The sequence below is a fragment of the Streptomyces sp. NPDC020807 genome, assembly GCF_040641575.1.
GTDB lineage: Bacteria > Actinomycetota > Actinomycetes > Streptomycetales > Streptomycetaceae > Streptomyces.
The window spans coordinates 66,251-80,620 of the sequence record NZ_JBFADU010000022.1; the positions used below are offsets into that span (position 1 = coordinate 66,251).

Consider the following 14,370-nt stretch of genomic DNA (forward strand, 5'->3'; position numbering starts at 1 on the left):
TACACTGTGACAGATGACGCCCATTCGTCACAACCATGCGGACGCGGATCCCGTACTCGACGCCGCACGCGACTGCGTGCTCGCCGTCGGCGTGCGCCGGACCACCCTCACCGATGTCGCCCGGCGCGCGGGCGTCTCACGGATGACCCTCTACCGGCGCTGGCCCGACGTGCGCAGCCTCGTCGGCGACCTGATGACCCGCGAGTGGATCGCCGTCGCCGCCGGAGCCATGCCGGCCGCCGAGGACGACGTACCGGAGCGGGAGCGGATCGTCGGCGGGCTCGTCGCCGGCACCGCCGCCTTCCGGGCCCACCCGCTCTTCCACAAGATCCTCGACGTGGATCCCGAGCTCCTGCTGCCGTACGTCCTCGACCGCAGGGGCGCCAGCCAGGACGCCCTGCTCGGGCTCCTCGTCCAGGCGCTCGAGGACGGCCACGAGGACGGATCCGTGCGGCAGGCACCGGTGGAACTCCAGGCCCGGTCCCTGCTGCTCGTCGTCCAGTCCTTCACGCTCTCGCTGCGGACGATGACCGACGAGAACGACCCCGAACTGAGCGAAGCCGCCTTCCTCGACGAGCTGCGCACCCTGCTGGAGAGGACCCTCACGCCGTGAACCTCGTGCCTCTGCCGTCGTCCCCGGACGACACCGGGCCCGCCCTCGCCGGCTCGTCCCTCAACGCCGCGCGCCGCCGCCGCGACCTGGCCCGGCTCGCCGGCGGCGAGCGGGTCGACGTCCTCGTCGTCGGCCTCGGCGCCACCGGCGCCGGCGCCGCGCTCGACGCCGCGACCCGCGGCCTCTCCGTCGCCGCCATCGACGCCCACGACCTCGCGTTCGGCACCTCCCGCTGGAGCTCCAAGCTCATCCACGGCGGCCTGCGCTACCTCGCGTCGGGCCAGCTCGACGTCGCCCACGAGTCCGCCGTCGAGCGCGGCATCCTCATGGAGCGCACCGCCCCCCACCTCGTGCGCGCCCAGCCGTTCGTGCTGCCGCTGACCCCGCTCGTCAGCCGGGGGCAGGCCGCGCTCGCCCGGGCCGGCTTCCTCGCCGGGGACCTGCTCCGCGTCGGCGCCCGCACCGCGCGCGGGACGCTGCCCCGCCCCCGTACCCTCTCCGCCGTCGAGACGCGCCACCTCGCCCCCGCGCTCCGCCCCGTCGGGCTGCGCGGCGGCCTCCTCTCCTGGGACGGGCGCCTCTCCGACGACGCCCGCCTGGTCACCGCGATCGCCCGCACCGCCGCCGCGCACGGCGCACGGATCCTCACCCGCGCCCGGGCCGTCGAGCTGTACGGCGACGGGGCGCTCGTCCGCGACGAACTCACCGGCGAGGAGCTCCGCGTCCGCGCGCGGACGGTCGTCAACGCGGCCGGGGTCTGGGCGGGCGGCCTCGTCGACGACGTCCGGCTGCGCCCCTCGCGCGGCACCCACCTCGTGCTGCGCTCGGAGACCCTCGGCCGGCTCTCCGCCGGGCTGCACATCCCGATCCCCGGCGAGTCCAACCGCTTCGTCCTCGTCCTCCCGCAGGGCGACGGCCGGGTGTACGTCGGCCTCACCGACGAGCCCGTCGACGGCGACGTCCCGGACGTGCCGGAGGTCCCCGAGACCGACATCGGCTTCCTGCTCGACGTGCTCGGCTCCGCGCTCGACGTGACCCTCCACCGGGACGACGTCGTCGGGGCCTTCGCGGGCCTCCGGCCGCTGCTCGACACCTCCGGCGCCGCGGACGGGTCCGGCCGTACCGCCGACATCTCGCGCAAGCACGCCGTCCTCACCTCGGCCGAGGGCGTCGTCACCGTCGTCGGCGGCAAGCTCACGACGTACCGGAGGATGGCGCAGGACGCCGTGGACGCGGCCGTCGCCGCGCGCGGGATGACCGCAGGGCCGTGCCGGACGGCGTCCGTGCCGCTCGTCGGGGCCGCGCCGCAGCGGACGCTCGCCGGGCTCGACGTGCCGCAGCGCCTCGTCTTCCGCTACGGCACCGAGGCCGCGGCCGTGCACGCCCTGGGCCTCGCGGACCCGGCGCTCGCCGCGCCCGTGGTCCCCGGACATCCCGTCACGGGGGCCGAGCTGCTCTGGGCCGTACGGCACGAGGGCGCCCTCGACACGGCGGACCTGCTCGACCGGCGGACGCGGATCGGGGTCGTGCCCGAGGACCGGGCGCTCGCCGAGGAGGCGGCGGGCGTGGCGTTCGCGGCCACCTGAGACAGCGCCGCCCGCCAGGGACCCGCCCGGCACAGAGGCGCCCGAATCTCCGGCGGGCGTCGAGCCGTCACCCCCATCCGGCTCGACGCCCGTCGGTACGCACGCGCGCGTACGTGCCCGTCGGTACGCACGCGCGCGCGTGTTACGTTCGCCGCGTCCGAGGGGCGGGAACGACGGGGAGCGTGGGGCGTGGCGGAGTCGACGGGGCCGCGCGTGCGGCGACAGCCGCAGCAGGCCCGCAGCAGGGCCCGCGTCGAGGCGATCCTCGCCGCCGCCGACCGGATCCTGTGCCACGAGGGGTACGAGGCCCTGACCATGCGGCGGATCGCCGAGGAGTCGGGCGCCCCGGTCGGCAGCATCTACCAGTTCTACGCCGACAAGGGCGCCGTCGTGGACGCGCTCGGCGAGCGGTACCTCAGCTCCTTCGCCACCGCCATCGACGCACTCGTGGACCGGGCCGTCGCGGGTGAACTGACCGACCTGGTCGGCACGATGGTCGACGTGTACGCCGACCTCTACCGCTCCCAGCCGGGCGGCATGGCCCTGTGGGCCGGGCGGCACCTGAGCCCCGAGCTGGCGCGGGCCGACGAGGCGAGCAACGCGCTCATCGCGGACGGCCTGGGGCGGATCGTCGAGCACCTGACGGGCCGGCCCGGCGGCGAGCAGGCCAGGCGCGCGACGCGGATGGTGGTGTGGGCCTCCAACGCCGTGCTCCACGAGGTCTTCAAGGGCGTGGGCGAACCGGACCTGGAGACGGTCGCCGAGCTCAAGCGGATGCTGGACCTCTACTGGGAGGACCTGCGCGAGCGCCTCGCACACCCCTAGAACGTGAACAGTTGTTCATGTTAGGTTGCGGCCCACCTCGGATCCGCGTCAGCGACGAAGGCAGGTGCCCGTGACCACCCGCTCCACCGACCCCACCGCTCCCCTCCCCCGGTTCCCGGCCGACTTCGTCTGGGGCGCCTCGACGGCCTCGTACCAGATCGAGGGTGCGCCGGACGAGGACGGGAAGGGACCCTCGATCTGGGACACCTTCGTCCGGCGGCCCGGGGCGATCCGCGACGGGCACACCGGTGACGTCGCCTGCGACCACTACCACCGCGTCGACGAGGACGTCGCGCTGATGCGGCGGCTCGGACTCGACGCGTACCGCTTCTCGCTCGCGTGGCCGCGCGTCCTGCCGACCGGCGCGGGCAAGGTCGAGCCGCGCGGCCTCGACTTCTACGACCGGCTGGTCGACGCCCTGCTCGCCGCCGGCATCGAGCCCACGCCCACCCTCTTCCACTGGGACCTGCCGCAGGCCCTGGAGGACGAGGGCGGATGGCTGAACCGGGACACCGCGCACCGGTTCGCCGAGTACGCGGCCGTGGCGGCGGAGCGGCTCGGCGACCGGGTCAAGCGGTGGATCACGCTGAACGAGCCGTTCGTGCACATGTCGTTCGGTTACGGCTTCGGGGTCCACGCCCCGGGCCGGGCACTGCTCCTCGGCGCGCTGCCCGTCGCCCACCACCAGCTGCTCGGCCACGGCCTCGCGGCCCGGGCGGTGCGGGAGGCGGTGCCCGGCGCCCAGGTCCTCATCGCCAACAACTGCACGCCCGTACGCCTCCGTTCGGACGCGGCGGCCGAGGGGGACAGGGCGGCGGCGGAGGCGTACGACATCCTCCACAACCGGCTCTTCAACGACCCGCTCCTGATCGGGCGTTACCCGGACCTCTCGGCCTACGGGATGACCGATCCGACCTGGGGCGGCGTCGTGCGGGACGGGGACCTACAGACGATCTCCGCGCCCCTCGACGGCCTGGGCGTCAACTACTACAACCCGAGCTGGATCACGGCCCCCGCCGATCCCGCCGCCGGGCTCCCCTTCGACCTGGCCGAGCCCGAAGAGGCCTACGAGCGGACCTCGTTCGGCTGGCCCGTCGTCCCCGACGGCCTCACCGAGCTGCTCACCGGCCTCAGGGCCCGCTACGGCGACGCCCTGCCGCCCGTGTGGATCACCGAGAGCGGTTGCGCGCAGCCGGCCGGCCTCGACGACCGGGCGCGGATCGACTACCTGGCGGGCCACCTCGACGCGCTCGCGCGCGCCGCCGCCCAAGGGGTCGACGTGCGGGGCTACTTCACCTGGTCCCTGCTCGACAATTTCGAGTGGGCCGAGGGCTTCCACCAGCGCTTCGGCCTGGTCGAGGTCGACTTCGCCACGGGCGGGCGCACGCCCCGGGCGAGCTACGCGTGGTACCGCAGGCTGATCGCCTCGCAGCGATCCTGAGCGACGGAGTCGCCGCATGTCCCGGACTTCCGCGTCGGACCCCTCGGACGGGAGAGGCGGGGCGGACACGGCAGAGGCGTCCCCGGACGCCGCCGTGTTCGCCGAGCCCACCGCCCCCGTGAGGGCAGGCTGGACGGTCGACCTCTCCCTGGCCACCCTCGCCGTCTTCATGGCGTTCATGACGCCCATCCAGATCCTGCTGCCGCTCCAGCTGGAGCACATCGACGCGCAGGACAAGAACGACGCGCTCTCCCTCGTCACCGGGCTTGGAGCGCTCGTCGCCGTCCTCGTCAACCCGATCGCCGGAGCCTGGTCGGACCGGACGACGAGCCGTTACGGGCGCCGGCGCCCCTGGATCCTCGGCGGCGCGCTCGCCGGGGCGGCGGGGCTCGCCCTCACCGCCGCGCAGCGCACCGTCGCCGGGGTCGCCGTCGGCTGGTGCCTCGCGCAGGCCGGACTCAACGCCATGCTGGCCGGGGTGAGCACGCCGGTCGCCGACCGCGTGCCGCTCGGCCAGCGCGCCCAGGTCTCCGGCTGGACGGGGCTGATGCAGTCCGTCGGCCTGGTCGTCGGCGCGCTGATCACCACCCTCGTGGTCACCGGCGTCGGCGCCGGCTACGGCCTCCTCGCGGCGCTGACCGTCGCCCTCGCCCTCCCCTTCCTTCGCCACGGCGAGCCCGCCCTGCCCCGGGAGCTGCGCCCCGCCTTCGACGCGCGCGCGTTCGCGCGGTCGTTCTGGCTGAGCCCCCGGCGGTACCCGGACTTCGCCTGGGCCTGGCTGACCCGGTTCCTGATCAACCTCGGCAACGCGCTCGGCACGCTCTACCTCTTCTACTTCCTCTCCGACGCCGTCCACCACGAGGACCCCGGCACCGGGGTCCTCGTCCTCACCCTGGTCTACACGCTGTGCGCGGCGGCGACGGCGGTCCCGGTGGGCGCCCTGTCCGACCGCGTCGGCCGGCGCAAGGGGTTCGTCGTCCTCTGCTCCGTGGTCATGACCGTGGCCGCGCTGCTCCTCGCGCTCGTCCACACCTGGCCGGCGGCGCTCGTGGCCGCCGCGGTCCTGGGCGCGGGGTACGGCATCTACCTCGCCGTCGACCAGGCGCTGGTCACCCAGGTGCTGCCCGAGGCCGCCGACCGGGCGAAGGACCTCGGCGTCATCAACATCGCCAATTCTGGGCCGCAGGTGCTCGCTCCGGCGCTGGCCGCGCCGGTCATCGCCCACCTCGGCGGCTACACCGGCCTGTACGTCGCCGCGGCTCTCGCGATCCTCGCCGGAGGCCTCCTCGTCGGCCGGATCCGGGGCGTGGACTGACCCCCGACCGCCCCGGAATGGCATGTCCCTGCCAGATTGTCGACCTTTCACACGGTCCACACAACTCGCGCGGCTCCCACCCCGCTCCCCCACAACCCCTGAGGAAATAATCAGTCCGGGGGGATTCGGTCGGCCGACCCCTGTCGTCCGATCCCGAGGAACAGCATGCCCACGAGCCAACCCACGCTCATCGAGTCCGTCCGCCGGGCTCTGCGCCTGCTCGACGCCATCGTCGAGGACGACCGCGGGCCGACCGCCAAGCACCTGGCCCGCAGGACCGGGATACCGCTCGCCACCACCTACCACCTGCTGCGCACCCTCACCCACGAGGGCTACCTCCAGCGCGAGGGCGGTGTCTACGCCATCGGGAGCGCCGCGGCCCGGCTCGGCGCCGCGGCCTCGCGCCAGTCACGCCCGGCGGACATGGCGGACTGGCTCGCCGCCCTCCGCGACGAGCTGGGCGCCGCCGTCTACTTCGCGCTGTACGAGGAGGGGGAGGTCCGGATCGCGGGCATGGCCTCGGGACCGAACGCCCCGGCGAGCGAGCAGTGGGCCGACTTCCGGCGCACCGCCCACGCCCACGCCGTCGGGCAGTGCCTGCTCGCCCAGCTCGGCGAGGACGCGCGCCGGGAGCACCTCGCCCGCCATCCCGTGGAGCGCCTGACCCCGTACACGGTCCAGGACGAGGGCGCACTGCTGCGGCGCCTCTCCCGGCTCCCCCGCGGCGGCCCGGTCTACCAGCGGCAGGAGTACGCGCTCGGGACGGTCTGCGCCGCCGTGCCCGTCACCATCGGCGACGTGCCGGCCACCGTGGCGCTCTCCCTCCCGGCCTCCCGCTCCCACCTCCTCGAACCGGCGGCGGTACGGCTCAAGAAGCGGGCGGAGGGCGTCATCACCCAACTCGCCTTCACCGTGAGGATCCCCGGGGCGTCCCGGCACGACGGCGGGTGACGGCCGGGGCGACGAACACCCCGGCCGTCACCGGCACCGCTCCTACGCCTGGTCCGCGTTCCCCGCGTTCCCCGCGTTCCCCGCGTTCTCAGCGAGTCCCGCGATCCACTCCTCGACCTCGTACGAGCCGCGCGGCATCGCGGCCGACAGGTTCTCGTAGCCGTCCTCCGTCACGAGGACGTCGTCCTCGATGCGGACGCCGATGCCGCGGAACTCCTCCGGCGCGAGCAGGTCGTCCGCCTTGAAGTAGAGGCCGGGCTCGACGGTGAGGATCATGCCGGGCTTCAGCTCGCCGTCCATGTACTCCTCGCGCAGGAGGAGCTGGCAGTCGTGGACGTCCATGCCGAGGTGGTGCGAGGTGCCGTGGACCATCCAGCGGCGGTGCCAGCCGCCGTTCTCCTTGTCGAGGGTCTGCTCCAGGGTGACGCCCTCGGGGAGCAGGCCCCACTCGTGGATGTGGCGGGCGATGACGGCGTTGGCGGCGGCGTGGACGTCGCTGAACCTGTTGCCCGGCTTCACCGCCTCCATGCCGGCCTGCTGGGCCTCGTGGACGGCGTCGTAGATCTTGCGCTGGACGTCGGTGAAGCGGCCGCTCACCGGCAGGGTGCGGGTGATGTCGGCGGTGAAGAGCGAGTCGACCTCGATGCCCGCGTCGACGAGGATCAGGTCGCCCTCGCGGACCTCGCCGGTGTTCTTGGTCCAGTGGATGGTGTTGGCGTGGTCGCCGGACGCGCAGATCGACTCGTATCCGACGCCGTTGCCCTCGTGGCGGGCGTACAGGCCGAAGACGCCCTCGACCCAGCGCTCGCCGCGGCCCTTGCGGACGGCCTCGGGGAGGGTGGCGATGATCGCGTCGAAGCCGCGGTGGGTGCCGGCGATGGCCTTGCGCATCTCCTCGACCTCCCACGCGTCCTTGCACAGGCGCATGCCGGAGAGGTGGCGCTCCAGCTCCCCGTCGGCCTCCGCCTGCTCCTCGGAGGTGAGGGCGGATCCCGCCTGGGTGCGGGTGGTGTCGACGAGCTCGGCGAGCTGGGCGTCGGCCGAGCGGACCACGCGCAGCCGGGCGGCGGCCTCGTCCTTGCCGAGGTCGGCGGTCAGCTCGTCGATGTGGCGTGCGGTGAGGCCGAGTTCGGACTCGACGTCGGCGACGGTCGGGCGGTAGCCGACCCAGAACTCGCCGTACCGGGAGTCGTTGTAGAACTCCTCGGTGTCACGGGGGGCCGGCGGGCGGAAGTACAGGACGGCCTCGTGTCCGCCTCCGGGACGGGGGTCGAGGACGAGGACGCTGTCCGGCTCGGCGTGCGCGCCGAGCCCGGAGAGGTGGGCGAAGGCGGTGTGCGGCCGGAAGGTGAAATCGGTGTCGTTGCTGCGGACCTTGAGGCCGCCTGCCGGGAGGACGAGCCGCTCTCCGGGGAACTGTCCGGAGAGGGCCTCGCGTCGGCGGGCGGCGTGATCGGCGACTTCGGCGCGGGGGGTGGGCGAACGGTCGTCGGTCGCCCAGCCGGAGGCCATGAAGTCACGGAACGCGTTGTTCGCGGGGGTGCCTCGGTGGCCTGCCTTGGGCTGGTTCTCGCTCGTCATGCCGGTCATCCTGTCAGACCGAACGATCATTCGGAGCCCCCTGGATCAAACTGGTGATCATTCCCCGACGGCGGGTTCCGCGGCCTCGCGGCAACGCACCATGAACGACCTCTCGAAGACGATGACCGTCTCACCGGTGGACTTCGTGCCGACCGTCTCGACGGTGATGATGCCCTGCCCCGGACGGGACCTGGACAGCCGCTTGCCGAGGATGCGGCTGGTCGCGTAGAGGGTGTCGCCGACGTACACGGGCTCCTTGAGACGGACCCTGTCCCAGCCCAGGTTGGCGACCGCGCGCGCCGAGAGCGCCTGGACGGTCATGCCGCCGACCAGGCAGAGGGTGATGCCGCTGTTGACCAGGATGCGGCCGTACTCGGCGCCCTCGCCGTACGTCCGGTCGAAGTGCAGCGGGTGCTGGTTCATCGTCAGCAGCGTCATCCAGGTGTTGTCGGCCTCCGAGAGGGTGCGGCCGGGCCAGTGCCGGATCACCATGCCGGGTTCGAAGTCCTCGTAGTCGCCGCCGTGTTCCTCGACGTACTCGTTGTCCTTGACGTGGCGCAGGGTCATGCCGTTTCACTTCGGGGGGTCGTCGGGGGGGGCCGGCGCGCCCGGGAACGGGCGCCCCGGCTCTCTGGACGGGGTGCTGGTGCCGTCAGACGGCGACCATCGCGTTGTCGGAGCTGCTGACGCCGCCGCGGACGCTGACGATGCCCGCGGTGCCGTCTCCGTAGAAGCGGCAGAAGAGCCCGGCGGCCCGCCCGCCGAAGAGCAGCGGGCCGATCACCGGGGCGACTTCGGCCTCGTACGTCTCGTCGGCGCCGTCGGCGACGAGGGTGACCCGGCAGGTCTGCGGCTCGACGAACTCCTGCACGATGCTGGTGCCGCTCTCGGCGACGGCCGCGCCGATCGCCGACTCCCAGGCGGCCTGGTCGACTTCGCGTCCGAGGACGACCTGCTTGCCGCACTCGCCGAGGGCGGCCTTGAGGACGAACCGCTCGCGGTTGTCGATGACGTGGCGGACCAGGTCGACCTGGCTGCCCTCGCGTTCGGTCTTGCGGTCCGACAGGACGCGCGTCCACGGGAGGTACCGCTCGACGAGCGCCCGCTCGGCGGAGGTCATCCAGGGCCGTCCCTCGGACAGCAGACCCATGGTGATCTTGCTGTGCATGAAGGTGGAGGTCTGGGTGCCGACGAGCACCACGCCGTTGTCGAGTGCCGCCTGGACCGCGTCGGTGTCGAGGCCGACCTCCAGCCAGTCCGGGATGGTGAAGTTCCGCAGCCCGACGGGGTAGCGCAGGTGCGGGGCGCAGTCCCAGGCCTCGTGCAGCTCCTCCGGCTCGAAGAAGCGCGTGGTCAGGCCGCGGGCGTTGTTGTGGTCGGCTTCCAGCTGGAAGTAGCGCTTCTCCACCCCGATGACCTGGGAGCTGCCGACCACGGCGACGCGCGGAGCGACCCCGAGCTCGTCGGCGAGCGAGCGGTACATCTCCGCGCGCACGGCGAAGGGCATCGGCGAGTGGAAGGGGAGGCGGCCGTACTGGTCCGCGTGGAGGCGGCGCCAGACGGCGAGACGGCTCTGCGTCTCCAGGACGCCGCCGAGCGCGCCGCTCACGTTGAACTCCACGACCTGCGGCCCGTTCGGGCCGATGACCAGATCGGGGCGGACGACGGAGTCGGCGTACCGCTCCTCGACGAAGGCGTCGTCCATCCACAGCCGGTTCTCGCTCTCCGGCATGCCGTAGTCCGCGAGGCGTTCGGCGGTGGTGCGGCCGGTCTCCAGGGCGGTGCGGCGCAGGAGCCCGGTGAGGGCGAGGCTCACCCGGAAGACCTCGGCGTAGGAGGCGCGCGGGATGGCCATCGGGGCGGCGGGCAGCACGGGTTGGTAGGGCCAGCCGGTGCCGTCGAGCTCCTCGCGCAGCAGGTGGCGGATGGTGTCGGCCGGTGCTGCCGGGCTCAGCAGGTGGTCACCGAACCACGCCCGTCCGATGCCCGTGCCGGGCGTCTCATGCGTGCCCATCGGCCGCTCCCACTTTCTCGCTGTGCTCTTCGTACAGGGCCACGGCGGCGGCCGTGTCCTCGATGGCCATGCCGCAGGTGCGCAGGACCGAGGTGCGGGCGACGGCGTCGCCCACTCCCCCGCCGACCAGCGTCCCGAGCGGATGCAGGTCGTCGGCCGTGATGAGGCCGCCGGCCAGGGCGGCCCGGATCTCCCCGGCGCCGTCGAGGGCGGCGGCCGGCTCCTCGACGACGGTCAGGGCGTCGGCGAGGAGGGCGGGGTCGAGCTCGACGGCGTCCGGATGGGTGCCGCCGATCACGTTGACGTGTGCCCCGGGGGCCACCCAGTCCGCCTCGACCACGGGGGTGGCGTCGTCCGTGGAGGTGGCGGTGCAGATGATCGGCGCGCCGGCGACGGCTTCCTTCGCCGTGTCGTGGACGCTCACCCGCACGGACCCCGGCAGGGTCTCGCGGGCCCAGTCGGCGAGCTTCTCGGCCCCGGCGCGGGTGCGCGAGTGGATCCGTACGGCACGGAGGGACCGTACCGCCGACACGGCCCGGATCAGGGCGCGGGCCTGGACGCCCGCGCCGATGACGGCGAGTTCACCGGCGTCCTCGGGGGTGCACCAGCGGGTCGCCAGGGCGGCGACGGCGCCGGTGCGGACGGCGGTGAGCTCGGCGCCTTCGAGGAGGGCGGTGATCCGGCCCGTCTCCAGGTCGGTCAGCGCCACGATGCCGTGGATGAGGGGCAGTCCGCGCCCGGGGTTGTCGGGGGTGAGCGTGGTGACCTTCACGCTGCCCACCCCGCGGCGCTCCCAGACGGCGGGGCTGACCAGGAGGACCTTGCTGTCGCCGTGCTCGACGACGGTACGGGCCGGGGAGGCGGTACGGCCTTCGGCGAGGTCGACGAACATCTCGCCGAGGACGTCGATGACGCGGACCATCGGCCGGGTGCCGGCCATGTCGGCGGCCTGGACCATGACGGGGGCGGTCACGCGCGCTCACCCCGGTCGCCGAAGCGGGCGGTCCAGGCGTCCTCGCGGGCGACCGTGTCGCGCGCCCGGCGGGCGAAGGGCGGGCCGACCATGTGGCCGTCGAGGACGGCGATGCCGCCGTCGGCCTCCGCCACGGCCGCCGCGACCCGGCGGGCGTGGTCGAGCTCGTCGGCGTCCGGGCCCAGGACACGGTTGATCTCGGCGAGTTCGCCGGGGTGCACCGTCGCCTTGCCGTGGAAGCCGAGGGCGCGGACCCGGGTGGTCTCCTCGGTGAGGACGTCCGGCTCGGAGAGCCGGTAGTTCGCGGTGTCGACGCAGACGGTGTCGTACCGGGCGCAGGCCATGGCCATCGCCTGACGGGCGGCCTGCATCGACTCCCAGCTGATGTCGACGCCGAGGGTGGCGGCGAGGTCGGCGGAGCCGAAGACGAGCCCGTCGGCGGCGCGGGCGATGGCGTCGATGTCGTGGATCGACTCGACGGTCTCCACCGTCACGTAGATCTCGGGCCGCACCCCCGCGGAGGCGAGCGTGCGGCGCAGCAGATCGATCTCGACGGCGGTGGTCACCATCGTCATGAGGACGATGCCGGGCTTCACCGGGGCCTCGGCGAACAGGAGCACGTCGTGGACGGCGGCGAGCGTGCCGAGCTCGTTCATCCGCACGGCGACGTTCCGCGGCCTGGGCGCCTTCTCCAGGGCGGCCCGGCAGATCTCCCGGGCGGCCGGCTTGTCGGCCGGCGGCACGGAGTCCTCCAGGTCGATCAGGTGGACGTCCGCGTCGTACGACCAGGCCTTCATGACCCTGTCGAGGGAGAGCGCCGGCGTGTAGAGGATGCTGCGGGGCCTCGCTCTCACGGCGCCACCGCTCCGGGGACGGGGTCGGCCGGGCGGGCGCCGGCCGCGATGAGCGCGGTGGCGAGCCGCTTGATCTGCTCCTCGGTCTGCCCGGCGCGGAGCATGACGCGGAGTCCGGCGGTGCCGCGGGCGACGATCGGGAAGAAGACGGGCGAGGTGTAGAAGCCCGCCTTGAAGACCTGCTGGGCGCCCTCGACGACGGTCTCGTCGCTCATGGGCACGACGCGGATCGGGTAGGTGCTCCCGGACTGCTCGGTGGCCACGAGGGAGTCGAAGAGCGCGATGTTGGCGCGCAACCTGCCCTGGAGCAGGTCGAGTTCGTCGGTGCGGTGGATCTCGGCCGAGGCGAGGGCGGCACCGACGGCGGCGGCGTTCATCTTCTGCGAGTAGCCGAGCGGGCCTGCGAAGCGCTCGACGAGGCGGCGGGTGGCCTCGGGGTAGCCGTCGAGGAGGATCGCGGTGCCGCCGGCGCCGAAGCCCTTGCTCAGGGTGGCGACGGTGATGGTCCGCTCGTCGAGGATCGGGGCGTGGGAGCGGACGTAGCCGATGCCGCGCTCGCCGTAGGCGGAGAGCGAGTGGGAGTCGTCGTAGAAGACCAGGAGGTTGTACTTCTCCTGGAGTTCGGCGAGTTCGTTCACGGGCGCGTAGCCGCCGAGGCTGTCGGAGCCGTCGACGACGTAGCAGACGCGCTCGTAGGTGCGGCACATGTCCTTGAGGAAGTCCATGTCGTGGTGGCGCGAGGTGACGACCTCGGTCTCGTCGGCGCAGCTCGGCTTGGCGTTGGCCATGGAGACGTGGGCGTTCTTGTCGAAGACCATGAGCGGCCGGGTGCCGTTGCCGAGGTGGCCGGAGGCGATGATCGGCAGGAGTCCGGTGCTGGCGGCGGCCGTCGAGATGGCGCTGATGACCATGGCGCCGAAGAGCTCGCCGAGGTTCTGCTCCAGCTCCAGGAGCACGGGCGTCTGGACGCGGGTGCGCGGGATGCAGTGGTCGAGGACGCCGAAGCGGCGGAGGGACTCGACGGCGCCGTCGATGACCTTGGGGTGGGTGTCCAGGTCCAGGTAGGAGCAGACGGTGAAGTTGACGAACTCGTGCCCGTCGGGCATGTGGAAGACGCCGTCCTCGAGGTCGCCGACGATGCCGGCGACGCCGTTCTCGTACGACATGTCCCAGAAGGTGTTGCCGATGCCGATCAGCCGGTCGTTGTTGCGGTACTTGTGCGTGGGGGTGATGGACTTGCGCTCGGCCGCGCTGTTCATGTCGGTCATCAGGAGTTCACCTCGGTGGGCTTGTAGCTGTAGACGCCGTTGAGCCGCCGGTGGGCGTACGTGTAGAGCGCGACGCCGAGCACGTGCGGCCTGCGGAGGATCTTCTTGGACTTGAGCCAGAAGTTGACGTTGATGTTCATGTCTCCCAGGGACTCGGCCTGGTGCCACCAGCCGAGCGGGAGGTAGAGCATGTGTCCCGGTTCGAGGACGAAGTCGCGGCGCCGGGCCAGCTTGGCGGCGAGCCTCGGGTAGCGCTTGAGGTCGACGTCGTCGAGGTCGAAGACCTGGGACTTGTCCCCGTACCCCTTGAGGACGGAGCGGGGGTAGTAGTCGCGGACGCCGGGCGGGGCGATGATGAACCGCTTGCGGCCTTCCAGGGCGATGTTGAAGTTCTCGAACTCGTCGAAGTGGTTCTTGGTGAAGACGCTCCGGTGGCTGATCCAGAGGTTGGCCGCGTAGAGGCTGTTCCCGTAGCCGAAGAGCTCCTCGGCGTCGAAGCCGATGACGGCGTTGACGTCGGCGGGGCTGCTGCGGATGTTGGAGACCACCCGGTGCCAGGTGTCGGTGCCGCTCAGGTTCCGCTCGTCGGCGAAGAAGTCGCGGAGCTTGATGTCCCTGGTCTCCCAGCGGCCGGGGTGGTTCTTGTCGCCGGGCTCGGTGAACAGGGTGACGGTCATCTCGGCCAGGCGGGCCGCGACCTCGTCCCGGCCGAGTCCCTGGACGCTGGCGGGGAGCTTGATGACGACGGGTTCGTCGGCCTTGTACAGGCCCTGGGGGCCGATGGCCAGGAACTCGTCGAAGGTCATGCGGGTGATCTCCACACCCGTCGTTCCGCTCGACCCGGGTGCCGCGTCGGCTACTGCCATGTCGGGGGTCCTCCTCTCTGATGGGCCGGGGTCAGACGTCCCGTCGGCCGTGGTGGTGCTGGTGCCGTCGGTTCAGACGTCGG

General features: G+C 72.7%; 13 protein-coding genes. 6 read left to right on the forward strand and 7 right to left on the reverse strand.

The features are described from left to right. The first annotated feature begins 13 nt into the window (after nucleotides 1–13). The 6 genes from AB0G79_RS26290 to AB0G79_RS26315 all read left to right on the forward strand — a co-directional run bounded on the left by AB0G79_RS26290 (nucleotide 14) and on the right by AB0G79_RS26315 (nucleotide 6,731). Complete coding sequence (locus AB0G79_RS26290) at nucleotides 14–613, forward strand: TetR/AcrR family transcriptional regulator (RefSeq protein WP_360810522.1); 600 nt, start codon at nucleotides 14–16, stop codon at nucleotides 611–613. After that, nucleotides 610–2,199 carry a glycerol-3-phosphate dehydrogenase/oxidase gene (locus tag AB0G79_RS26295; RefSeq protein ID WP_360810524.1) on the forward strand — a complete coding sequence of 530 codons (1,590 nt, stop codon included), beginning with the start codon at nucleotides 610–612 and terminating at the stop codon, nucleotides 2,197–2,199. The genes AB0G79_RS26290 and AB0G79_RS26295 overlap by 4 nt, the downstream gene beginning before the upstream one ends. A 189-nt stretch (nucleotides 2,200–2,388) precedes the next feature. Beyond that, entirely contained in the window at nucleotides 2,389–3,024 is a 636-nt protein-coding gene (locus AB0G79_RS26300; protein ID WP_360810526.1) for a TetR/AcrR family transcriptional regulator, read from the forward strand. Between the two features lie 64 nt (nucleotides 3,025–3,088). Then, entirely contained in the window at nucleotides 3,089–4,465 is a 1,377-nt protein-coding gene (locus tag AB0G79_RS26305; RefSeq protein ID WP_360810528.1) for a GH1 family beta-glucosidase, read from the forward strand. 16 nt (nucleotides 4,466–4,481) lie between these two features. Further along, the gene (locus AB0G79_RS26310) at nucleotides 4,482–5,780 is read left to right on the forward strand and encodes an MFS transporter (protein ID WP_360810530.1); all 1,299 of its coding nucleotides are present in this window, start codon (nucleotides 4,482–4,484) and stop codon (nucleotides 5,778–5,780) included. A 165-nt stretch (nucleotides 5,781–5,945) separates the two neighbouring features. Continuing rightward, complete coding sequence (locus AB0G79_RS26315; protein ID WP_360810532.1) at nucleotides 5,946–6,731, forward strand: IclR family transcriptional regulator C-terminal domain-containing protein; 786 nt, start codon at nucleotides 5,946–5,948, stop codon at nucleotides 6,729–6,731. Between the two features lie 42 nt (nucleotides 6,732–6,773). Here AB0G79_RS26315 and AB0G79_RS26320 read toward each other — a convergent pair whose 3' ends face one another. The 7 genes from AB0G79_RS26320 to AB0G79_RS26350 all read right to left on the reverse strand — a co-directional run bounded on the left by AB0G79_RS26320 (nucleotide 6,774) and on the right by AB0G79_RS26350 (nucleotide 14,287). Continuing rightward, complete coding sequence (locus AB0G79_RS26320) at nucleotides 6,774–8,312, reverse strand: aminopeptidase P family protein (RefSeq protein ID WP_360810534.1); 1,539 nt, start codon at nucleotides 8,310–8,312, stop codon at nucleotides 6,774–6,776. Nucleotides 8,313–8,369: 57 nt separating this feature from the next. Continuing rightward, entirely contained in the window at nucleotides 8,370–8,879 is a 510-nt protein-coding gene (locus AB0G79_RS26325) for a MaoC family dehydratase (protein ID WP_360810536.1), read from the reverse strand. 85 nt (nucleotides 8,880–8,964) lie between these two features. Further along, entirely contained in the window at nucleotides 8,965–10,326 is a 1,362-nt protein-coding gene (locus AB0G79_RS26330; protein ID WP_360810539.1) for a hypothetical protein, read from the reverse strand. After that, nucleotides 10,313–11,299, reverse strand: coding sequence for an ornithine cyclodeaminase family protein (locus tag AB0G79_RS26335; protein ID WP_360810541.1), 987 nt, complete (start codon nucleotides 11,297–11,299; stop codon nucleotides 10,313–10,315). Before AB0G79_RS26335 ends, AB0G79_RS26330 begins: the two co-directional genes overlap by 14 nt. After that, a complete protein-coding gene (locus tag AB0G79_RS26340; RefSeq protein ID WP_360810543.1) occupies nucleotides 11,296–12,153 on the reverse strand; it encodes an aldolase/citrate lyase family protein in 858 nt (285 codons plus the stop codon). The genes AB0G79_RS26335 and AB0G79_RS26340 overlap by 4 nt, the downstream gene beginning before the upstream one ends. Then, nucleotides 12,150–13,421 carry an aminotransferase class I/II-fold pyridoxal phosphate-dependent enzyme gene (locus AB0G79_RS26345; RefSeq protein ID WP_360810545.1) on the reverse strand — a complete coding sequence of 424 codons (1,272 nt, stop codon included), beginning with the start codon at nucleotides 13,419–13,421 and terminating at the stop codon, nucleotides 12,150–12,152. Before AB0G79_RS26345 ends, AB0G79_RS26340 begins: the two co-directional genes overlap by 4 nt. Continuing rightward, the gene (locus AB0G79_RS26350; RefSeq protein ID WP_360810547.1) at nucleotides 13,421–14,287 is read right to left on the reverse strand and encodes a cupin-like domain-containing protein; all 867 of its coding nucleotides are present in this window, start codon (nucleotides 14,285–14,287) and stop codon (nucleotides 13,421–13,423) included. The genes AB0G79_RS26345 and AB0G79_RS26350 overlap by 1 nt, the downstream gene beginning before the upstream one ends. Nucleotides 14,288–14,370 lie beyond the last annotated feature (83 nt).

Coding starts and splice junctions, on each gene's coding strand:
- AB0G79_RS26290 (WP_360810522.1), top strand. CDS start 14: ATGACGCCCATTCGTCACAACCATGCGGACGCGGATCCCGTACTCGAC.
- AB0G79_RS26310 (WP_360810530.1), top strand. CDS start 4,482: ATGTCCCGGACTTCCGCGTCGGACCCCTCGGACGGGAGAGGCGGGGCG.
- AB0G79_RS26315 (WP_360810532.1), top strand. CDS start 5,946: ATGCCCACGAGCCAACCCACGCTCATCGAGTCCGTCCGCCGGGCTCTG.
- AB0G79_RS26320 (WP_360810534.1), bottom strand. CDS start 8,312: ATGACGAGCGAGAACCAGCCCAAGGCAGGCCACCGAGGCACCCCCGCG.
- AB0G79_RS26325 (WP_360810536.1), bottom strand. CDS start 8,879: ATGACCCTGCGCCACGTCAAGGACAACGAGTACGTCGAGGAACACGGC.
- AB0G79_RS26330 (WP_360810539.1), bottom strand. CDS start 10,326: ATGGGCACGCATGAGACGCCCGGCACGGGCATCGGACGGGCGTGGTTC.
- AB0G79_RS26345 (WP_360810545.1), bottom strand. CDS start 13,421: ATGACCGACATGAACAGCGCGGCCGAGCGCAAGTCCATCACCCCCACG.
- AB0G79_RS26350 (WP_360810547.1), bottom strand. CDS start 14,287: ATGGCAGTAGCCGACGCGGCACCCGGGTCGAGCGGAACGACGGGTGTG.